This window comes from Janthinobacterium sp. NFX145 (genome assembly GCF_049810325.1).
GTDB lineage: Bacteria > Pseudomonadota > Gammaproteobacteria > Burkholderiales > Burkholderiaceae_D > Janthinobacterium > Janthinobacterium rivuli.
Genome location: NZ_CP187360.1, coordinates 178,106 through 199,246 on the forward strand (window position 1 = coordinate 178,106; position 21,141 = coordinate 199,246).

Sequence of the window (21,141 nt, forward strand, 5' to 3'; positions counted from 1 at the left end):
TGGGGCATGGGGAGGCTTTGGCTGGATTGAATAATATTGTGGCTATTTTATGCAATGACGTCCGGCCGCGCCATCGGTATCGTGTGCTGATCCGCAGCCCCGCTTCAACGGCAACCGCCGCCGCCAGTGTTCTGATGAAGGTAAGGAGGAACGGCAACCCCTTGAAGGAGTCATCATTATGCAGCTTGATCTATCCAATTTCCCCCTCGTCTGGATGCGCCGCGAGGCAGTGCCTGTCCAGCCCGATATTCTGTTTGCCCAGTTTGACGCGCTGCTGGCGCGCCGCCAAGCGTTTGTCATTCTCAGCGAGGAAGGTTTTGACGAGGACGGGCATGAACACCCGCAGGAAGAGCGCAAGCGGGCGTCACTCTGGATGAAGCAGAACAAGGCGGCCATCCGCGCGTATATCCAGGGCATGGTGCTGGTTGAACCGAGCGCCGCCAAGCGCCTGGCCGGCAAGGCCTTTGCCGTGATGTTCGGCAAGTTCTGGGGTTATCCCCTGCATTTCGGCACCAGCCGCGACGACGCGCTCGACATCGCGCAACACCTGATCAAGGCGTGGCTGCCGCCAGCCGACGGCGGCACGGCCGCGCATCAGTAGCGGTAGTCGTTGACGAAGTGTTTTGTAAAGTTGTACTTGCTGCCGCCGTCGAGCAAGTCGACCAGGCGTTTCGGTGCCGAGGCCGACATGAAGGCGTCGGCCGCGCCGCCCGTGCTGCGGAACCGCATGCCGGGGCTGAGGATCTGGTTGGCGCCGATTTTCAGGTGCTGGAAGCTTTTTGTTTTCTCATTGTTGAGAATGAAATGCAATTCCTGCTTGAAGGTCAGGAAGGGGATCTTCAGCCACCAGCCTTCGTCCGTGCCATAGCTGGCGACGCTGGCAAAATGCGTGTTCTTGTCCGTCAGGGTGGGTTTGCCCAGGCGGTCGTTGATGCGTTTCATGGCTTCATTCTTGGTCATGCTGTGCTTTCGTGATTCATCAAGTATATGGCGTGCATTTTGACACAGGCACGCCACCCCCGCCTGCCTTGCCGCCCCTATCTGCAGGCTTTTTTACTGCAATGCAGCATCAATTCTCATCAATTGTCGCAACGCATTAACAACACCGGGCAAAAATCATTGCTTCCCGGCATTGTAAATATCGGTCGTTCGAGCGTATGCTGGAGTCGTCTGAACGGTGCCGCCAGAGCACCGTCGCCGCCGCATTCCTGGCCAGCCGGGCAGGAAGCGGGCCACACCCCTTCGCCGCACAATAGAGAGTTGGAGACACAGCATGAAGAAATTGACGTTCCAGCAGAAGTTATGGATTCCCCTGATTTGCAGCCTGTTGTGCATCACCGTTATTTTTGTCTATAACGCCCTGGAAGTGCGCAAGATCCGCATCGAAGAGCGCAGCGCCGACCTGAGCAATGCCGCCGACCTGGGCCTGGGCGCCGTCAAGATGTTCGGCGACCTGGCCGCCAGCGGCGCCCTGACGAAGGAAGAAGCGCAGAAGCAGGCCACGGCCGTCATCAAGAGCATGCGTTTCGGCGAGACCGGTTATTTGTCCATCATCAACCTCGACGCTGTCGTCGTGATGAATCCCGCCGCGCCGCAAACGGATGGCAAGAACATGTCGGACTTTAAAGATGCCAACGGCACCTATCTGTACCGCGATATCGTTGCCGTCGGCAAGACCGATGCGGGCAAGGGCTTCGTCCACTATTATTTCCCCCGTCCCGGCCAGAAGACCCCCGAACCAAAGATGAGCCGCGTGGTGGCCTACAAGCCATGGAGCTGGACCATCGTGACTGGCGTGTACATGGACGATATCGACGCGGCCTTCCGCCAGTCGCTGCTGACCTCGCTGGGCGTGCTGGTGCTGGTGTGCGGCCTGCTGGCGGGCGTCGTCGTGGTGATCAACCGCAGCTTGCGCCATGCGCTGGGCGGCGATCCCGAGTATGCGGCCGATGTGGCGGAAAAGATCGCGAATAACGATTTGAGCGGCGTCGTGCGCACGCATGCCAACGACCGTCACAGCGTGCTGTACGCGATGAAAACCATGCAAACCAACCTGGTCGATGCGATCAGCGAAATCCGCCACAGCGCCGAGACGATTGCCACGGCATCGAGCGAGATTGCCAGCGGCAATATGGACTTGTCGGCACGCACGGAAATGCAAGCCAGTTCGCTGGAAGAAACGGCCGCCTCGATGGAGGAATTGACCTCGACCGTGACGCAAAACGCGGGCAACGCCGTGCAGGCGAATGAACTGGCGCAGTCCGCTTCCGCCGTGGCCCGCCAGGGCGGCGCCGTGGTGGCGCAAGTGATCGGCACCATGGACACCATCAACGCCTCGTCGCGCAAGATCGTCGACATCATCGGCGTCATCGATGGCATCGCCTTCCAGACGAATATCCTGGCCTTGAACGCGGCCGTGGAAGCGGCGCGCGCCGGCGAACAGGGACGCGGCTTTGCCGTCGTGGCCAGCGAGGTGCGCAATCTGGCACAGCGCTCGGCGGGTGCGGCGAAGGAAATCAAGGAACTGATCGGCGCTTCCGTCGACAGCATCGCGGCCGGCAGCACCTTGGTCGCACAGGCGGGCACGACCATGGATCAGGTGGTCGCTTCCGTCTCGCGCGTGACCGACATCATGGCCGACATCACCGCCGCCTCGCACGAGCAAAGCACGGGCATCGGCCACGTCAACCAGGCGATCACGGAAATGGATAGCGTGACGCAGCAAAATGCGGCACTGGTGGAAGAGGCGGCGGCAGCGGCGTCGAGCATGCAGGACCAGGCGGCCGTGCTGGCGCAACTGGTGGCGCGCTTCAAACTGTCGGCGCAAGAGCCGGGAACATCGCCGCGCCTGGCGGCCACTTCGGCTGGCGCACCGCGCGCCGTGGCGAAAAAGCCGCTGCGCAGCCTGGCGGCGCGCTAAGGTTTTACTGGGCTGGCGCTGCCGCTGGCGGCGCCGGTTCGAATTCCAGCTTGTCATCAACGACCACGTATTGCCCGACCGGCTGGCCCAGGTCGGCTTTCGGGTCGTTTTCCATTTCCGTCAGTTCATTGCAGGTATTCGTTTCTGCCTGCCACAACTGCTTGCCCATGCGGATATTCCACAGGCCATCGCCGGCCGCAAACAGCTCGACGGTGATGTCGGCTGGCGCATCCGTCGACAGGGTATGCAGGCGCTGGCATTGCGGCAGATTCGTCGCCATCAGCTGCACTTCCACGGTATCTTGCCAAAAATAACGTTGCTGGCGGCGCACGGTCAGGGAATGGTCTTGCCCATCGAACATGTAGATGGCGAAGTCCTGGACACAGCCTGACAGCAGGACGGACAGCGTGACGATCAGGAGTTTGCGCATGGTCGGCTTTCGTTGATGGTTCTCGGGAATGGCGGCGTTCAATTCTTGCGGCGAGAGTGGGCGCTTGCGCTGCCTGGGCGCCGTCTTGTTTTTCGCTTACGTGGCATTATATCCATGCATATCAGTTGCGGCGCGACAATAGTTATGCCAAGTGCGCCTGCCCCTACTTATCTACCTGGAAAGACCACGATGATCGACCTGTATTACTGGACCACGCCCAACGGGCACAAAGTGACGATGTTCCTGGAAGAAGCGGGCATCCCCTACAAGCTCATTCCCGTGCATATCGGCAAGGGCGAGCAATTCAAGCCCGAGTTTCTTGCCATCGCGCCCAACAACCGCATCCCCGCCATCGTCGACCAGGCGCCGGAAGATGGCGGCGCGCCGCTGTCCCTGTTCGAGTCGGGCGCGATTTTGCAATACCTGGCCGAGAAAAGCGGACAATTCTTGCCGGAAGATGTGCGGGGACGTGCCGAAGTCATGCAATGGCTGTTCTGGCAAATGGGCGGCCTCGGCCCCATGGCAGGGCAAAACCACCATTTCGTGCAATACGCGCCCGAACCGATCGACTATGCGATCACGCGCTACGTCAACGAAACGAACCGGCTATATGGCGTACTGAACAAGCGCCTGGCGGACCGCGCATTCGTGGCCGGCGACAGCTATTCCATCGCGGACATGGCGATCTACCCGTGGATCGTGCCGCACGAGCGCCAGCGCCAGAAACTGGAAGATTTCCCGCACCTGGCGCGCTGGTTCGCCGCCATCGCTGCCCGTCCCGCCACCGTGCGCGCATATGCGCGGGCGGCGGAAATCAATGTGCAGCCGACCGTCAGCGGCGACGCGAAAAGCGTGCTGTTCGGGCAGACGGCGAAGACGCTCGGCTGACATTGTTTAAACTTAATTTCCCCGGTACGTGGAAAAACCGAAAGGGCTGAGCAGCAGCGGGATGTGATAGTGCTGGTCAGTCTTTTCCACGTGGAATTGCACGGGAATTTCCGGGAAAAAAGTTTCCTGTTTCAGGCGGGCATAGTGCTCGCCTGTCTTGAACACGATGCGGTAGTCGCCCGCCTGCATGGGCGCATCCACCGGATACATGGCCGCGATGCGCCCCTGCGCATTCGTCACGGCGCTGCCCAGTTGTTGCCAACCGTCGCCCTGCTTTTGCTCCAGGGTCACCGTCACGCCCGCCGTCGGCTGTCCGCTCTGCAAGTCGAGGATGTGCACGCTCAAGGGATTGGCGGCGGCCAGGGCCATGCCGGACAGGCTGGCGAAGGCCAGGGCGGCAGTGATTTTTTTCAAATAGGTCATCGTTGCGTCTTTCACAGGGTGGAGGAATCGAGTTCAGGAATGGCTGCCAGGGCGGCATGGGCGCAGGCCCGGTCTTGCAGGGCGCCGCCGCCACCGGCCACGCCGATGGCGCCGACCACTTCGCCCTTGCTTCGCAAGGGCAGGCCGCCGCCCAGCAGCAACAGTTCCGGCAGTGTCGTCAAATTGGCCATGTCGGGGTTGTCGCGCGCGGCCACGGCCAGCGCCTGGGTATCGTTTTTCGTCGACAGGGCCGTGTAGGCCTTGCGCCGGCTGGCATCCGTGTTGTGCGGCCCGACGCCATCGGCGCGCTGCACCGTCACGATATTGCCGCCACGGTCCAGTACGGTAACGACGATATGCCGTCCTTGCGCCTGGCAAGCGGCCATGGCCGCGTTGGCCAGCTTGTTGGCCACCGCCAGAGAAAGATCATCGACCTTGCGCAGCTGGGCGTGGGCGGGGCTGGCCAGCAGGCACAGCAGGGTACTGCCGAGTAACAGGGTTTTCATGTGGCTGTCCGTTGAGTAAAGTGACGCCAGTATGGCCAGTGTTGCCCTACGAGAAGATGATCGCCGCATGACATTTTTATCATCCGCGGCCGTCTGCACGCGGCGTAAAATGGTTTTATATTCTTTTAGAAAGTGGCCATGCGCATCCTGGTAATCGAAGACGAACCGAAGACGGGCGACTATCTGCTGCGCGGCCTGGCCGAGTCCGGCTTTACGGTGAGCCTGGCGCGCAATGGCCGTGACGGCTTGCACATGGCAAGTACGGAGTCCCCCGATCTCATCGTGCTCGACGTCATGCTGCCCATCATGGATGGCTGGCAAGTCTTGCGCGCGCTGCGGCTGCAGGAAGGCGGCGCGGACGTGCCCGTAATTTTCCTCACGGCGCGCGACGAGGTGCAGGACCGCGTGAAAGGGCTGGAGCTGGGCGCCGATGATTACCTGGTGAAGCCGTTCGCCTTTGCCGAACTGGTGGCGCGCATCCGCACCCTGCTGCGGCGCGGGCCGCCACGCGAAGACGACGTCATCCGCATCGGCGACATGGAAATCGACGTGATGAAACGCAAGGTCAGCCGGCAAGGCCAGCGCATCACCCTGACGGCCAAGGAATTCGGCTTGCTGCATTTATTGGCGCGGCGCCAGGGCGAAGTGCTGTCGCGCTCCATCATCGCTTCGCAAGTGTGGGACATCAATTTCGAGAGCGATACCAACGTCATCGACGCGGCCATCCGCCGCCTGCGCAGCAAGCTCGACGATCCGTTCGAACCCAAGCTGATCCACACCTTGCGGGGCATGGGCTATGTCTGCGAATTGCGCGCGCCCACGGTGGCTGACAACGGCGCGCCCGCATGAAACTGGCGCAACTTCGCCGCTCGCTGACCCTGCGCGTCACGCTCGTCTTCGTGCTGATCGTGGCCCTCGTGTCGGCCGGGCTGGGCATGCATTTGTACCGCTCGTTTGTGGCGGAAATCGAGCGCCGCGACGATATTTTGTTGCTGGGTAAACTGCGGCAGATCCAGCAATTGCTCGGTAATGCGGGCACTCTCGACATCATCCGCGAGCGGCCCCAGTATTTCCGCGACACCATGAGCGGACAAGAGAACTCCCTGGTGCGCATCGTGCGCGCCGATGGCACGCGTTTGATCGATGTCAATCCGAACGGCGAGACGGTGGCGCATGCTGTTCCTGTCGCCGTCGATGCGCCCGTCACCGACGGCGCCATCGTCAGCTGGACCAGCCGCGACGGTTATCCTGCCAGGGTGGTGGCTGCCAGCGCGCGCATTGGCGAGCCGGCACAGATGGCCGACATTTCCGTCGCCCGGGTCTACGGCGACCGCACGGCCATGTTTGCCGCCTACCGCTGGCAGATTGTCGTCTCGGTGGCCGTCAGCGCGCTGGTGGCGGCACTGCTGGCGAGCTTGATGCTGCTGCGGGGATTGCGGCCGCTGCGCAATATCGCCGCGCACGCGGCCCTCGTGCGGCCTGGCAAGCTGGAGCAGCAACTCGATGCGCGCGGCGCGCCGAGCGAGCTGCTGCCGCTGATCCAGGCCCTGAACGCCATGCTGGCGCGGCTGCAGGAAGGCTATGCGCGGCTGTCGCAGTTTTCCGCCGACCTGGCGCATGAATTCCGCACACCCGTCACCAATCTGCTGGGGCAAAGCCAGGTGATGCTGGCCCGCCCGCGCAGCGCGCACGAGTATGAACAGCTGGTGTCGTCGAATGTGGAAGAGCTGGAACGGCTGTCGCGCATGATCGACAGCATGCTGTTTCTGGCGCGCGCGCAGCAGGATGAAATGGTGCTCGTCAAGCAAGTCTTGCCTGTACAGGACGAGTTTTTAAGGCTGGCCGATTTCTTTGAAGGCCTGGCTGAAGAGCGCGAGCTGGCGCTGGCTTGCCATGGCAGCGGCAATGTGACGGCCGAACCGCAACTGCTGCGCCGCGCGCTGGGCAATTTGCTGTCGAACGCCATCCGCCACGCGGCGCCGGGCAGCACGATCTTATTGCGTTCGCATGCGACGAACGAGGGCGTGGAACTGAGCGTGAGCAACCTCGGCCCCGCCATCCCCGCGCGCCACTTGCCCCACCTGTTCGAGCGTTTTTATCGCGCCGACCCGGCCCGCAGCGATTCGGCCGCCTCTACCGGCCTGGGCCTGGCCATCGTCACGGCCATCATGCAGTTGCATGGCGGCAGCGCGAGCGTGGCGTCCGACGCGGCCGCCACGACGTTCACTTTAGTGTTTCCGCTCGAGGACTGTAGGTCGGATTAGCGCGCAAGCGCGTAATCCGACATCACGCGCCAACCATATTGTCGGATTATGGTCCTGCGGACCTCGGCGGCCCCACCTAATCCGACCTACGCCGTAAAGCATGGTCATGGGGCCGTCAACCCATCTCCACCAAAAATTCATGCATGTCCGTATGCGGCAACTGCGCGCACGCCGGCGCAAAGTGCGGCAACTGCCCCCACTGCAGCGGGTTGCCGACGATGTACACGTAATGCTGCGCGCGCGTCAGGGCCACGTTGAGCAGGTTGGGCGTGGCGGCAGCCCATTGCGCGGCGCCCACCGTGCTGTCGTCGGCGCCGAGCACCAGCATCACCACGCTTTGCTCCTTGCCCTGGAAGGTATGCACGGTGCCCACCATCTGGCTGCTCCACTGGCGCAATTCGCGCGCCGTCGGCGCCTTGCCGTAGCCGAGGCGGCGGTCCCAGTCCATGTCGACGATGCGCGAACGCAATTCGTTGCGCACGGCCTTGAACGGCGTAATCACATACATGTCCGGCAGCTTGCCGTCGCGGCGATACAGTTTCAGCAGCACTTCCAGCACGAAATCGAGCTGCACGGGCACGACCTGCTTGTAGCTGACGGGGCCGACGGCGTCGATCCAGCGGCTCGGGCCTTTCGTGAGGCCCCGCGCGCCGGCCGGCGGCGTGCGTTCGCTCAAGCCGTAGACCATCTTGTCTTCATAGGCGATGCTGTTGGCCAGCGAGAACATCGGTTCCACGCAGCGGCGGTGCACGCGCAGGGGGCTGCCGATCCACAGCGGCTGTGCGCTGCCGGCGCCGACCTGCGCGCCATAGCGGTTGGCCTTGTCGGCCAGTGTTTGCACGGAAACGGAGCTTGGCGCGTAACTGCCATCCTGCGTGTGCGGCGACAGGGCGGACAAGGTTTGCACGAGGCGGCCCGGCACTGTGAAGATGGGTTCGATCTGCAGCGGGTCGCCGACGACGACAGCGCGCTTGGCGCGCCACAGGCTGCCCAGCGCGGCCTGTGGCGGTGCCTGGCCAGCCTCATCGATGAACAGCCAGCCCAGCGATTCGGGACCCATGCCCTGGAACTGGCGCGCGAACGAGGCAAACGTGGTCGACACGACGGGCACGACCATGAACAGGCTGTGCCAGACCATGGCGATGTGCGACTGGTCATAGGCGCGCTTGTTTTTCAGTAATTTCGACACGGCCAGCAAGTTGCCGCCAAAGCCGGGGCCACCTTTCTTTGCCACTTCCGCCAGCCACGCCTCATGCAAGGCCAGGGCCTTGGCGAACAGGCGCGAGCGCAGGCGCGCCAGGGCCGGCTCATGCCACAGGCCGCCAATTTGCAGGGCGTCGCCGTCCAGTTCGTCCAGGGTGGCTGGCGCGATGATGGTGGGGAAACGCATGCGCGCGCGGCGCAGCAGCTCCGTGCTGTCATCCCATTCGCGCTGGCGCGATTGCGCCGTGCGCAGGGCGATGTGCAGGGTGTTGCGGGCGCGCTCGCAGCGCGGCTCCAGCTCGCCCTTGAGCAGCAGCTTGATGGCGGACACGTCGCGCGCAGCCTGGCGTTGCGCTTCGGCATTGGCCACGACGGCCTCTTTGTAGGCGCGCGCCGGTTTTGTTCCGAACAGCCGGGCAAAGAAACCCGGTTGCGTCAGCGCCACCAGGCGTTCCTCTTCCAGCAATTCCTTCTTGCTGGCGAGCAGGGTGTCCTGCTGCGCCAGCGCGTCGGTCAGGGCACCATTCGCCGCATCCATCTCTTGCTCAGCGGCGATCAGCGCTTGCTGGCTGGCCTCGATGAAGTCGGCTTCCGTGCAGGTACCCACGGCTTGCCACAGGGCCGCGTACTGGGCGTGCTCGGCCAGGGCTTTTTCCACCACGTGTTCCGTCTCGCGAAACTCGCGCGCCGCCTGGGCGAAGCTGACGCCCTGGTAGCTGGCCAGCCACTGGCGGATATTTTGGGTGTTCGGCGTCTTGCGCGCCGTGGTCTTGTCCCAGTCGTCGTCATAAAAATTGCTGACGAAGCGGCGGCGGTTGGCGCTATTGCCCAGCGCACAGGACATCAGGCCCCATGGCGCTTCCGCCTCGCCCAGGGCGCGGTTGGCGCCATTGCCATCGGCCACGACCCGGCGCGCCACGCTTTCAAAATAGCGCGTGCGCGCCCATTCCTTGCCCAACTGCTTGGGTTTTGGCAGGTCGCCGGAAATGTTTTCCACCGCTGCATTGTTCGACGAGGCGACGACCATTTCAAAGCCCGTCAGTTCCGGGCGCAAGCGGGCGATGGTGATCGGGTCGCGCACGCCTTCGAAGGCCACGGCCACCTTGCCGATGAAGGCGTCGCCTGCGCGGTCCAGGCAGGACAGCACGCTGGCGCGGCGCACGATGTTGTCGGCGAACAATTCGCGCAGCAAGGTCGTCTTGCCCGTGCCCGGCGGACCGTTGACGGAAAAGATGCCCCGTTCGCTCAAGCCCGTGCGCGCGCCATGGATGGCGAACTGCTGCATCAGGCTCATGGCGTAGCTGGCGTCTTCCAGCCAGTGGCCCCGGTTCATGTTGGCCGGATTGAGCATGGCGGCCAGCGCCTGGCGTCCGGCCGGGCTGTACAGATCGATGCGCTCATCCTGCGCCAGCGGCGTCAGGTAGGCGGCGACCGTCGCGGGAAGCTTGCCGCCACGTAAGGCGCGGATGATCTGTTCCAGGTCATCGAGGTAAAAACTGTTGAGAATGTCGACGCTTGCTTCCACCGCGTCGCCAAAATCCAGCGTACGGTTCTGGCTGGACTCCAGCGTATCGGCTTCCGTCACCGCAGCGCGTTTCTTGCGTGTGCGCACTTGCAGCACGGCCAGCGGTTGGCCGGCCGACGGATGGAAGCCGGCCCAGTCGCGCAGCAGATCGGCCAGGGCCGCGATTTCCATGCCGGACAGGGGCGACGAGACATTGCCGGCCTCGTCCGTCACCTGCTGTGGCGTGCGGCTGGCCGCGAAGTTGCGCAGGCTGTCTTGCAGCGCCAGCTGGCTGTCGCTGAAGGCGTCCAGGCTCAGGCCGGACCAGTCCGGCGTACGGGCGCGGCCCAGCGCCCACGGCAAGGTTGACACGGAGACGGGATCGAACTGCGGCTCGCCCAGCGCATTGAGGTTCAGGCGGGCAAAGCACGAGCGTCCCAGCAGTTCTGTTTTTTCTGTTTCGGCCATGTTTTCCGGGCCGTTGGCCGGCGGGCAAGCCTTGTTGATTTCGGCCTTGTCGAACACGCCGAGGAACAATGAGTAGCCGTCGATCTCGCGGTCGGACGGCACTTGCCATTGCGTGGCGAACTGCAGCGGCAATTGCGCCAGCTGTTCGCGGTGCAGGAGACGCACGGTGGACTGGTCTTCAACGTCCGTGATTTGATTCAGGTCAAACGGGATAAAGAATTCGATCTTGTGCCAATACTCCAGGATAGCCAGGAGGCGCTGCTGTTCTGCCTGATTCATGATGACCAATATTTTGTAAAGCGAGCGAGGATTGTAAAGCGTATGCGCGGTGCACGTTTTGCACTCTCGCCTATTGCGCGGGCTTTGCCGCAAAAAAAGTGGTGATTGCGGACGAAAAAAAGCCAGGCAGCAACTTCCTGCCTGGCTTTCTTGCGGGGAGGGTGTTGCTATTCGTTAAAACTCTTCCCATTCGCTCTCGGCGCTGGCATTGCTGCGGCGCGCCGGCGCGGCCGTGACGGCCTTGCGTGCGGGTGCGGGTTTGGCTGCGGGGCGGGCGATGGCGGGCGCTGCTGGTGTTGTGCGCACTGGCGTCAGCTTGGCTGCGCTGGCGACATGGTTGCCGGTTTTAAAGAAGCCCACCACGTGCGCCAGTTCGCCCGCCTGTTCCTGCATGCTTTGCGAAGCGGCCGCCGCTTCTTCCACCAGGGCCGCGTTTTGCTGCGTCACTTCATCCATCTGGGCAATGGCCATGTTGATCTGCTCGATGCCGATGGTCTGCTCGTGCGTGGCGGAGGTGATTTCGCCCATGATGTCGGTCACGCGCACGATGCTGTCGACGATGTCGCCCATGGTCTGGCCCGCTTCGTTGACGAGGCGCGAACCCGTGTCCACGTTGGCGACGGAGGCGGCGATCAATTCCTTGATTTCCTTCGCTGCGCCAGCCGAGCGTTGGGCCAGATTGCGCACTTCCGATGCCACGACGGCAAAGCCGCGTCCCTGTTCGCCGGCGCGTGCCGCTTCCACGGCCGCGTTCAAGGCCAGGATATTCGTCTGGAAGGCGATGCCGTCAATGACGCCGATGATGTCGACGATCTTGCGCGACGAGGCGTTGATGGTGCCCATGGTGTCGACCACTTGCGAGACGATGCTGCCGCCGCGCACGGCCACTTCCGACGCGCTTTTCGCCAACTGGTTGGCCTGGCGCGCATTGTCCGCGTTCTGTTTCACGGTCGAGGTCAGCTCTTCCATGGCCGACGCCGTTTCTTCCAGCGAGCTGGCTTGCTCTTCCGTGCGGGACGACAGGTCGAGGTTGCCGGCGGCAATTTCGCTCGATGCCGTGGAGATCGCCTCCGTGCCGTGGCGCACTTGCGCCACCACGCCCAAGAGGCTGGTGTTCATGGCTTTCAGGGCGCCCAGCAGGCGGCCCGTTTCATCGCTGGAATTGACGACGATGTGCGACGACAAGTCGCCCGAAGCCACGGTTTCGGCCACGCTGACGGCCGCATTGATGGGCTGGGTGATCGAGCGCGTGATGATCCAGGCAACAAAAGCGCCCAGCAGTACGGCCACGCTGCCCAGGGCAATCATGGAGGCGCGCGCGCTGGCGCTCAGCGTTTCGGCATCCGTTGCCGCTTGCGCCGCCTGCTGCGCTTCATACGCGACCAGGCTGTCGAGCGCGCCCAGCACGATCTTCAGGCTCGGTGCCGCCTGCTGCGTCAGAAAGGCGATCGCCTCTTCCGTCTGGCCCGCATTGCGCAGCTCGATGACCTTGTTGTTCAGCGGCGCGCCCGATTTCAGGGCGGCATCGAGTTCGGCCATCAGCGCCGTTTCCTTGTCCGTCGAGATTTTCTTTTGCAAGGTTTCCTTGGCGGCGCCGTATTTCTTGCGCGACTCGCCGATCTTGGCCAGTTCCGCCTGAACCAGCGCTTCCGTCGGCGCCACCACAATGCTCGTGATCGCCAGGGTAATGTTGCGCACGTTGTCGCTCATGGTATTGGCGGCCGCCATCTTGACGTTCTTGTCGGCCACGATGTCGTGCGTGCGCGCGCTCAGTTGCCCCATGGAATACAGGCCGACGAGCAAGACGGCGACCAGCAGGCCGAGGACGACAGCAAACCCGATCCCGAGCCGGGTGCCGATTTTGAATTGTGTGAGTGACATGATTGCTTTCGTGTTGCGGAAGTGAGGGAAAACGGCGACAGGCCACGGCTACGGGTTTATACGTAGCCACGGCCAGTCTGTAATTGTTCCTCAAAATTCCGCACTGCAATACAAAAACTTGTATCAAGTCCGCGAAAAGCTGAAAAACTGGTAGCAACTTAACTAAGTTGTCGTGTGGAAACAACGAGCGCGGCGCTGGATGCGGACTTAGTTTTTCGGAAACACGTGGGTGGCGAGGAAATCGATGAAGGCGCGCAGTTTCGGCGTCAGGTGGCGGCTGCTGGGCCACAGGATGCGGAAGGCGCCATCGTGCTGGCGGTGTGCGTCCAGCACCGGCTGCAAGCGGCCTGCGGCGAGCGCGGCGCGCACGGCGAAGTCGGGCAGGGCGGCGATGCCCAGGCCGCTTTCCGCAAAGTGCAGCAAGGTGTCGACATTGTTGCAGTTGAGCAGGGCCGGCAAGCCGGCCGCCTGCAGGGCAGGCCAGTCGGGCAGGGGCCAGGCCTCGACCTTGCCGCTGCTGGGAAATTTGTACAGCAGACAAGTGTGCTGCCTCAGCTCGGCGGGGAGCAGCGGCGTGCCGTGCCGCGCCAGATAGGCGGGCGCGGCCACCAGTTGCAGCTGGAACTGGCCCAGCTGGCGGCTCATCAAACGGCTGTCGGCGCTCTCGCCCGCGCGCACGACGGCGTCGTAGCCTTCCTCGATCACGTCGACCCGGCGGTCGCTGAAGTCGAGGTCGAGTTCCACCAGCGGATAGGCGCGCGCGAACGCGGCCAGCACGGGATTGAGCAGGCTGCCCACCTGCGGCAGGCTGACGCGCAGCCGCCCTTGCGGTGCGCTCTTGCTATTGGATAACTCCAGCTCGGCCGCTTCGATCTCGCCCAGGATGCGCCGGCAGCGTTCCAGGAACACCGTGCCCTCGCTGGTGAGCGCGATGCTGCGCGTGCTGCGCTGAAACAGGCGCACGCCGAGGCGCTCTTCCAGCCGCGCGATGCTCTTGCCCACGGCCGAGGCGGAAATGCCGAGCACCCTGCCCGCCGCCACGAAACTGCGCGTTTCGGCCGCCTGCACGAAGGCCGTGAATCCCGCCAGGTTATCCATGTGGTTCCTCTTTGATTGCGGATGCCAGCGTCCGCACAGAGAGAAACTATAGCCTGTTTTTCTTTGATCGCGCCTGCCTTACCTTGGCAGCCTGATCATTTGAAAGGCTACGCCATGATGTACAACTTCTCTCCTGCGGCTTTGTCCGCCCGCATCGATCCCTTGCTCGACGCCGTTTTGCAGCGGCAGCGCCTGGTGGGCGCCGTGGTGCTGGTGCGCCAGCGTGGCCAGGAAATTTACCGCCGCGCGGCCGGCTACCTGGATCGCGAGGCGGACACGCCCATGGTTGAGGACGCCGTCTTTCGCCTGGCATCCGTCAGCAAACCCATCGTCTCGACGGCCGCGCTGGCGCTGGTGGGGCTGGGCCGGCTGGGCCTGGATGATCTGGTGACGCGCTGGCTGCCGTATTTTGCGCCGCGCCAGCCGGACGGTGCCGTGGCGGCGATGACCGTGCGGCATCTGCTCACGCACACGGCCGGCCTCGACTATGGCTTTTTCCAGCCGCCGGGCGGCGCGTATGCGCGGGCCGGGGTGTCGGACGGCATGGATGCATCCCGCATTTCCCTGGAGGACAACCTGCGCCGCCTGGCCACCGTGCCGCTCGCGTATACCCCCGGCGAGCGCTGGGCGTATTCGATCGCCACCGATGTGCTGGGCGCCGTGATCGAGCAGGCGGCCGGCATGCCGCTGGCGCACGCCGTGGAATACCTGGTGACCGTGCCACTGGCCATGCGCGACACGGGTTTTGTGGCGAGCGACCCGGCGCGCCTGGCCGTCGCGTATGCGGACCGGGCAGCGGGAGAATCCCGGCCGCGCCGCTTGCGCGACGAGGGCGAAGACCATCTGCCGTTTCTCGATGGCATGGCAGGGTTTGTGTTATCTCCGGCGCGTGCCCGCGATGCGCACGCCTACCCGTCCGGCGGCGCCGGCATGGTCGGCTCGGCGCCTGACTTCATGTGCCTGCTGGAAACCCTGCGCCTGGGCGGCGCGCCGTTGCTGCCGCCGGCGCTGGCGCGCCAGATGGGAGAAAACCAGACGGGCGGCTTCGACTTGCCGTTCTGGCCTGGCCGTGGCTTCGGCCTGGGCTTTACGGTCTTGAGCGATCCACAGCTGGCTGCCACGCCGGAATCCACGGGCAGCTGGCGCATGGGCGGCACGTATGGCCACTCGTGGTTTGTCGACCCAGCGCAGGAATTGTCCGTGGTGGCGTTCACGAATACGGCACTGGAAGGCATGGCGGGGCCGTTCGTGGCGGAACTGTGCCAGGCTGTGTATGGTGCAAAGGAAATGCCATGACACGCCCGCACCCCATCGTCTTCCTTGCGCTGGGCCTGTTCGGCGTGTATTGCATCGAGTTTGGCGTGGTCGGCTTCTTGCCGATGATCATGCAGCGCTACGGCGTGACGGCCGCGCAGGCGGGTTCATTGGTGAGCCTGTTCGCCGTGGTGATCGCCGTGGGCGGTCCCTTTCTCGTGCTGCTGGCCACGCGCTGGCGCCGCAAGCCCGTGCTGATCGTCTCCCTGCTGGTGTTCGCGCTGGCCAGCGTGGCGTCGGCATATGCGCCCCGCTTCGGGCTGCTGCTGGCGCTGCGCATGGTGCCGGCCCTGTTCCACCCCGTGTATTTCTCGCTGGCCATGGTGGCGGCAGCCGCCCTGTACCCGCCGCAGCAATCGGCGCGGGCCGGCGCGCATGCGTTTACGGGTACCAGCATGGGCATGGTGCTGGGCATTCCGCTCACGACGTGGATCGCCGCGCAGTATGGCTATGAGGCATCGTTCCTTGCCTGCGCCCTCGTCAATGCGCTGGCGGCGCTGGGCTTATACCTGTTCTTGCCGGACACGCCGCAGGAAGCGCCGCTGGCGTATGGACGCCAGCTGGCCGTGCTGCGCAAACCGGCCCTGTGGCTGACCATTGCCGCCGCCGTGCTGGTGTTTGCCGCCATGTTTGCCGTGTATGCGTATGCGGCCGCGTATCTGCAGCAGGAAGCGGGCTTGTCGGCGCGACAGACGGGGCTGGCGCTGGTGGTGTTTGGTATCGGTGGCGTAGCCGGCAATCTGTTCGCGGGGCGCCAGCTGGGCACGCAGGTGCTGCGCACGGTCCTGCTGCAACCCGTGCTGCTGGGCCTGGCGTACTGGCTGCTGTACCGCTATGCGGGCAGCGGTATCGGCTGGGCGGCGCTGGCGGTGCTGTTGCTGTTCTGGGGCGCCGCGCACACGAGCGGGCTGATCGTCACGCAAGTGTGGCTCAGCAGCGAAGCGCGCGAGGCGCCCGCGTTCGCCATCGGCGTGTATATCGCCGCCATCAACCTGGGCGTGACGGTCGGTGCATTGGCGGGAGGCATGGCCATCGAGTCCTGCGGCATGCCGGGGGCCTTGGCTTGCGGCGCGCTGCTGGGTGCCTTGGCGCTGGCGGCGATTGCCGTGAAAGCGTGGCTGTACCGGCCGTCGTCAGTCTTCGATATGGTTGGGGATGCGAAACAGTAAATCCGTGTCGCCGATATCCACGCCCGCTTGCGACAGCAGGGTGCTGGCCTGGCCCCGGTGGTGGGTCTGGTGGTTGAAGAAATGCATGAGCAGGCTGAAAAACGCGCGCCGGTTCGGCCCCTTGCTGTTGCGGTAATCGAGCAGGTGGTCCAGGTCTTCTTCGCGGATGGAGGCGGCCCAGGCTACGATGAGCTCATCCAGCCATTGCCGGTGCGCGTGCATGGCGGCAAAATCCTCGGCCGCGAACAGCGGGTGCGTGAGCGAGGCGGGCGGCGTGATGGCGCGGATGGGGTCGAGCAGGGGGAAGCCGGCCGGGTGTTTCGCATAGCGCTGCATCCACAGCGTGTCGCCCACCATCACGTGGTTCAGGGTGGCCAGCAGGGAGCCGAAAAAGGCGCCCCGCTCGCGCTGTAGTTCTTCCTGCGGCAGGCTGGCCGCCGCTGCGTAGACCTTGGCATTCATCCACTGGTTGTAATCGGCCATCAGGCAAATGTGGGCGCAACGGCTCATGGACCAACCTCCGTGAATGAATGAAATACTATTTTATACGGACTTCAAAAACGCGCGTATGCCGGCCAGCAACATTTCTATGGCCATCGCCGTCAGGATCAAGCCCATCAGGCGCTCGAACGCCGTCATGACCCTTGGACCCAAGGCCCGCTGCAAGCGTTCGGCGCACAGGAAGACGGCCAGCCAGACGACGGCCACGGCCGTCAGCCCCGCCACATGGGCGATGACTTCGTTCATTTCATGCGAGGAAAACAGCAGCACGGTGGCCAGCGCCGACGGGCCAGCCAGCGCGGGGATGGCCAGCGGCACGATGAACGGCTCGCCGCCCATCTCGTGGTCGCTATTGCCCGCGTTTGGCTGCGGAAACACCATGCGCATGGCGATCAGGAACAGGATCACGCCGCCGCCGATGCGCAGGGCCACTTCCGACAATTGCAAGGCGTTCAGGAAATGGCGGCCGAAGAACATAAACAACAGCAAGATGCCGAAGGCGATCAGGCACTCGCGCACGACGACTTTCCAGCGCCGCTCGATGGGTACCCGTTTCAGGGCATTGACGAACAGGGAAACGTTGCCGAACGGATCGGTGACGAGCAAGAGCAAGATAAATGTCTGGAAGAAATTCTGTGTCATGGTGGTATGAATGAGGTCAACACCGCTGCCAGGATGGGCGCGGTGCGATAAGGCTTGCGATGATAACAAGAGCGGCGGCTATCGCCCATGATTATTGATGCATAGCAGCATTTTTTTTATGCGGCGATGACTTTAGCCTGGTAAAACGCGGTCGGCGTGGTGCCGAAATGCTTTTTGAACATGGCCGTGAACGCGCTTTGGCTCGTGTAGCCGTTGTCCATGGCCACGTCGATGACCTTGCTGCCATGCGCCAATTGTTCCAGCGCCCGCAGCAATCTGGCTTGCTGGCGCCACTGGCCAAAGCGCATGCCCGTCTGTTTCTGGAACAAGCGGTGAAGGCTGCGCTCGGTGATCGCCAGTTCCTGCGCCCAGTGCGCCACCGTTTGCTGTTCGCCCGGTTGTTCCATCAGCCGCGCGCAAATGCCGCGCAGGCGCGCATCGCTAGGTAATGGCAGATACAGGGGCAGCACGGGCAGGCTGTCGAGCTCGTGCAACAGCAGCTGCAGCAGATGCCAGTCGCGGCTGCCTTCCGTGAAATCGGGCGCGATGTCGACGGCCGCCACGATCAATTGCCGCAACAGGGGACTGATGTCGAGCACGCAGCTGTGGCTAGGCAGCAATGGAGAATTGGCGCAGTTGACGAACACCGTGCGCATTTTCACCGCGCCGCTCATGCGCACCCGGTGCGCGATGCCGGGCTGCAGCCACACCCCGCGCGTGGGCGGCACCACCCAGCGCCCGCCCTGCGCCTCGATGGTCATCACGCCCTCGATGGCATACAGCAACTGCGCATGCGTGTGGCGGTGCGCGGAAATCACGTGGCCGTGCGCATAGTCGACGGCCAGCGCCATGGCGCGCGCCGTGACGGGCAGCAATTCCTGAAAGGCGTGGGAGGAACAATCCATCAAATAAGGTCAGTTTTGCGACAGGTATGGACATCTTAGCGCGAGAAAGCACAATGTGCCTGCGGCATGATGGTTTCCCGCAATGATTTATGGAGTTACGCATGCCTGTGCGCGCTTATCTGTATCCGTTCCTGGCCATGTTGCTGTGGGCCGGCAACGTCGTCGTCTCGAAGCTGGCCGCGTCCAGCATCGCCCCCACGGCCATCACTTTTTACCGCCTGGTGCTGGTCTTGCTGGTGATGACGCCGTTTATCGCCCGCCCCCTGTGGCGCAACCGCGCCGCCATCCGCCGCCAGTGGTGGCAGCTGGCCCTGTGCGGCCTGATGTCGATGGCGCTGTTCCAGAGTTTGTCCTACCGCGCCGCGGAAAGCACCACGGCAACGAACATGGCCATCGTCACGGCGCTGGCGCCCCTGATGACGGCCCTGCTCAGCGTGTTGCTGCTGGGCGAGCGCCTGACGGTCGGCATGGCGGCCGGCGGCGTGCTGTCGTTTGGCGGCTTGCTGTACCTGGTCGGACGTGGCGACGTGCTGGCGCTGCTGCATCAAGGTGTGCATGCGGGCGACGCGCTGATGCTGCTCGCTTGCCTGAGCTTTGCCCTGTACGGCGTGCTGCTGCGCCGCTGGCGTCTGTCCATTCCCGCTTGGCAAGCTATTTATTGCCAGGCCCTGGCGGCGCTGGCGTGCATGCTGCCGTTCTTCCTGCTGCTGCCGCCCGGCAGCGCCAGGCTGGACGCCACCACCTTGCCGCTGATCGGCTACGCGGGCATCGGTTCGTCCATCGTGCTGTCCTACCTGTGGATCGAAGGCGTCAAACTGCTGGGGCCAAACCGCTGCAGCATCTACGTCAACCTGTTGCCCCTGCTGACGGCCCTGTTGGCCATCGTCTGGTTGCACGAAAGCATGCATGTGTACCACCTGGTCGGCGGCGGCATCTCGCTGCTGGGCGTGCTGCTGGCGCAGACGGTGCAGCGGCCCCTGTTTGGCCGGCGTCCTGGCGTGAGCGGTCTTGCCTGAACGGCCATGCATAATGGCGGTTTTTCGGCAGTGGAGTTGGCATGCGGCAAACATTTTGGATGAGCACGATGGCGGCGCTGCTGGCGCTGGGTAACTTGGCGCCAGCACAGGCGGCGGCGCGGTTCTACGAGGGTAAGCCGATGGCCACCGCCAGCGTTGTCGAGCGCCGCGACGGCGGCGTGGTGCTGGCCTTCCTGCGGGAAAATGGCGAAGTCAACGGTTACTACTGCCAGTGCAACGGGATCAGTGAAAAACGCATGAACCTGGACAAGTATGGCCAGGCCAGCATCGCGGCCGTGTTCCAGCTTGACCTCGACAGCGAGGGCGAAACGACGTTCGTGCTCAGCCGCAACGGCGGTCCGTACGGCTTGCATGCCTACCGCTACGAGCGCAGCGGCGGCAGGATGTTCAAGGTGGCCACCTTGCAGCCTACCCTGGACGCTATCGTGCGCGGTGCGAAAACCATGGACGAGGCGCGGGTGCGCGCCGCGCTGGCCCGCTTGCAGCTGATCGATTACAGCATCGCGTATGCACCGACGGGCGTGGCCGAGTTCGACGCCATCGAGCATGGCCACGGCACCCTGGTCGGCTATTTCAATATCGATGGTGACTTGTTGCCCGGCAAGCCGGCCGATGCGCCCGCGTTTGCCTATAAAAAAACCTTCGGGGAAAAGGATGGCCATTTCCTCACGGTGACCTATCTGCTGGGCAAGGGATGGGAAGGGGGCCGCGCGCCCAGTTATCACATCAAGTGGATCACCTGGGAAACGCAGCCGCAGCGCTTTGCCGCCAGCCAGGATGGACTATTTATCGAATACGACGTGAATTGCTGCAGGGGCAGCGTGTTTGCCCGCGGCCTGTATGCGCAGGGCAAGCGCACGGGGCAGTGGCACTATGAAGAGCCGCTCACCATCCGCTCGTCCGGCGCCTTTGTCGACGACAAGGCTGAAGGAGCATGGACGTATGTCAGCGGCGAAGAAACGACGACGGGCATGATGCAGCGTGGCCAGCGCACGGGCCGCTGGGAAGTGAGTCCGGGCGTCGAGGAATGGCGCGACGAGGGCAAGGGCAACTACCAGGGCTTCGATACTTACCTCAAGGACAGGCTGGATGGACCCAGCGAGCGCCGCGTCGAAGGCGTGGTGCACTGGCAGGGCAACTATGTCAATGGCAAGAAGCAGGGCCAGTGGGTCGAACCTGGCGGTGGCGGCAACTACGTCAATGATGTGAAACAGGGGCCGTGGAAGAAAGCGACGCCCGATGGCGGCTGGCAAGTGTTGACGATGGTTGACGGCGAGCCCGACGGCAAGCTGGAGCAATACGCGGCCAGCGGCCAGCTGGAACTGGCCGAACATTACCGCCTGGGCGACCTCGAGGGTCCGATGGAGAGTTTTTATCCGGACGGCAAGCGGCGTTACCAGGGCAGCTTTGCCGGCGGCAAGCGCGATGGCGCGGAAACCCTGTTTTATCCCGATGGCGAAGTGCCGCAATTTCACCGCAACTGGCACAAGGGCGTGCTGCATGGCGTCAACATCGAGAATTTCCAGAATGGAAAACCGAAGCAGATCGGCGCCTACAACATGGGCAGGAAAACGGGCCGCTTCCAGTATTTCCGCGACGATGGCCAGCTCATCGAAGAAACCATGTATTAACTAATTGGCTAACATAAATGGCATTCCGGCGCGAGCGCGCACGGCAGCGGAATGCCAGTTCTGCGCAAAAAACATCAT

19 protein-coding genes are annotated in these 21,141 nt (G+C 63.5%); 9 read left to right on the top strand and 10 right to left on the bottom strand.

All coding sequences use genetic code 11. The features are described from left to right. Positions 1-178: 178 nt before the first annotated feature. Complete coding sequence (locus tag ACPJXG_RS00720; RefSeq protein WP_425253097.1) at positions 179-601, top strand: hypothetical protein; 423 nt, start codon at positions 179-181, stop codon at positions 599-601. Here the strand turns inward: ACPJXG_RS00720 and ACPJXG_RS00725 are convergent. Further along, on the bottom strand, positions 595-960 hold the full coding sequence (locus tag ACPJXG_RS00725; protein WP_071075066.1) for a hypothetical protein: 366 nt from the start codon (positions 958-960) through the stop codon (positions 595-597). The two genes, ACPJXG_RS00720 and ACPJXG_RS00725, sit on opposite strands and share 7 nt — an antisense overlap. A gap of 313 nt (positions 961-1,273) precedes the next feature. Between ACPJXG_RS00725 and ACPJXG_RS00730 the strand changes: the two genes are divergently transcribed. After that, positions 1,274-2,920 (top strand): methyl-accepting chemotaxis protein, encoded by a 1,647-nt coding sequence (locus tag ACPJXG_RS00730; protein ID WP_219312121.1) that lies wholly within the window; start codon positions 1,274-1,276, stop codon positions 2,918-2,920. A 4-nt stretch (positions 2,921-2,924) separates the two neighbouring features. Here the strand turns inward: ACPJXG_RS00730 and ACPJXG_RS00735 are convergent, their stop codons facing one another. Then, positions 2,925-3,350, bottom strand: a complete 426-nt coding sequence (locus ACPJXG_RS00735; RefSeq protein WP_176389429.1) for a hypothetical protein — start codon at positions 3,348-3,350, stop codon at positions 2,925-2,927. Positions 3,351-3,539: 189 nt separating this feature from the next. Between ACPJXG_RS00735 and ACPJXG_RS00740 the strand changes: the two genes are divergently transcribed. Beyond that, entirely contained in the window at positions 3,540-4,238 is a 699-nt protein-coding gene (locus ACPJXG_RS00740) for a glutathione binding-like protein (protein ID WP_425253098.1), read from the top strand. A 12-nt stretch (positions 4,239-4,250) separates the two neighbouring features. Here ACPJXG_RS00740 and uraH read toward each other — a convergent pair whose 3' ends face one another. Together uraH and ACPJXG_RS00750 are read right to left on the bottom strand one after the other, a co-directional pair. After that, the gene (uraH, locus tag ACPJXG_RS00745; protein WP_425253099.1) at positions 4,251-4,661 is read right to left on the bottom strand and encodes a hydroxyisourate hydrolase; all 411 of its coding nucleotides are present in this window, start codon (positions 4,659-4,661) and stop codon (positions 4,251-4,253) included. An 11-nt stretch (positions 4,662-4,672) separates the two neighbouring features. Continuing rightward, the gene (locus tag ACPJXG_RS00750) at positions 4,673-5,167 is read right to left on the bottom strand and encodes a GlcG/HbpS family heme-binding protein (protein WP_425253100.1); all 495 of its coding nucleotides are present in this window, start codon (positions 5,165-5,167) and stop codon (positions 4,673-4,675) included. Positions 5,168-5,305: 138 nt separating this feature from the next. On the opposite strand from ACPJXG_RS00750, the gene ACPJXG_RS00755 reads away from it, so the two are divergent. Then, on the top strand, positions 5,306-6,016 hold the full coding sequence (locus ACPJXG_RS00755) for a heavy metal response regulator transcription factor (RefSeq protein WP_035822967.1): 711 nt from the start codon (positions 5,306-5,308) through the stop codon (positions 6,014-6,016). Next, a complete protein-coding gene (locus ACPJXG_RS00760) occupies positions 6,013-7,431 on the top strand; it encodes a heavy metal sensor histidine kinase (RefSeq protein ID WP_176389430.1) in 1,419 nt (472 codons plus the stop codon). Before ACPJXG_RS00755 ends, ACPJXG_RS00760 begins: the two co-directional genes overlap by 4 nt. A 115-nt stretch (positions 7,432-7,546) precedes the next feature. Here ACPJXG_RS00760 and ACPJXG_RS00765 read toward each other — a convergent pair whose 3' ends face one another. From ACPJXG_RS00765 to ACPJXG_RS00775, 3 genes are all read right to left on the bottom strand, one after another. Beyond that, a complete protein-coding gene (locus ACPJXG_RS00765) occupies positions 7,547-10,885 on the bottom strand; it encodes a DEAD/DEAH box helicase (RefSeq protein WP_425253101.1) in 3,339 nt (1,112 codons plus the stop codon). Between the two features lie 174 nt (positions 10,886-11,059). Beyond that, positions 11,060-12,766, bottom strand: a complete 1,707-nt coding sequence (locus ACPJXG_RS00770) for a methyl-accepting chemotaxis protein (protein WP_425253102.1) — start codon at positions 12,764-12,766, stop codon at positions 11,060-11,062. 207 nt (positions 12,767-12,973) lie between these two features. Further along, positions 12,974-13,864, bottom strand: a complete 891-nt coding sequence (locus ACPJXG_RS00775; protein WP_425253103.1) for a LysR family transcriptional regulator — start codon at positions 13,862-13,864, stop codon at positions 12,974-12,976. A gap of 114 nt (positions 13,865-13,978) precedes the next feature. Here ACPJXG_RS00775 and ACPJXG_RS00780 point away from each other — a divergent pair, with 114 nt between their 5' ends. Then, complete coding sequence (locus ACPJXG_RS00780) at positions 13,979-15,160, top strand: serine hydrolase domain-containing protein (protein WP_425253104.1); 1,182 nt, start codon at positions 13,979-13,981, stop codon at positions 15,158-15,160. Then, a complete protein-coding gene (locus ACPJXG_RS00785; protein ID WP_425253105.1) occupies positions 15,157-16,347 on the top strand; it encodes an MFS transporter in 1,191 nt (396 codons plus the stop codon). Before ACPJXG_RS00780 ends, ACPJXG_RS00785 begins: the two co-directional genes overlap by 4 nt. Here ACPJXG_RS00785 and ACPJXG_RS00790 read toward each other — a convergent pair. The 3 genes from ACPJXG_RS00790 to ACPJXG_RS00800 all read right to left on the bottom strand — a co-directional run bounded on the left by ACPJXG_RS00790 (position 16,312) and on the right by ACPJXG_RS00800 (position 18,395). After that, positions 16,312-16,857 (bottom strand): DinB family protein, encoded by a 546-nt coding sequence (locus ACPJXG_RS00790; protein WP_425253106.1) that lies wholly within the window; start codon positions 16,855-16,857, stop codon positions 16,312-16,314. The two genes, ACPJXG_RS00785 and ACPJXG_RS00790, sit on opposite strands and share 36 nt — an antisense overlap. Before the next feature lie 33 nt (positions 16,858-16,890). Further along, on the bottom strand, positions 16,891-17,490 hold the full coding sequence (locus ACPJXG_RS00795; protein WP_034781292.1) for a MarC family protein: 600 nt from the start codon (positions 17,488-17,490) through the stop codon (positions 16,891-16,893). Between the two features lie 116 nt (positions 17,491-17,606). Continuing rightward, complete coding sequence (locus tag ACPJXG_RS00800) at positions 17,607-18,395, bottom strand: AraC family transcriptional regulator (RefSeq protein WP_176389437.1); 789 nt, start codon at positions 18,393-18,395, stop codon at positions 17,607-17,609. Between the two features lie 101 nt (positions 18,396-18,496). On the opposite strand from ACPJXG_RS00800, the gene ACPJXG_RS00805 reads away from it, so the two are divergent. Together ACPJXG_RS00805 and ACPJXG_RS00810 are read left to right on the top strand one after the other, a co-directional pair. Continuing rightward, on the top strand, positions 18,497-19,411 hold the full coding sequence (locus tag ACPJXG_RS00805; protein ID WP_035822956.1) for a DMT family transporter: 915 nt from the start codon (positions 18,497-18,499) through the stop codon (positions 19,409-19,411). A gap of 41 nt (positions 19,412-19,452) precedes the next feature. Continuing rightward, complete coding sequence (locus tag ACPJXG_RS00810; protein WP_425253107.1) at positions 19,453-21,063, top strand: hypothetical protein; 1,611 nt, start codon at positions 19,453-19,455, stop codon at positions 21,061-21,063. Positions 21,064-21,141 lie beyond the last annotated feature (78 nt).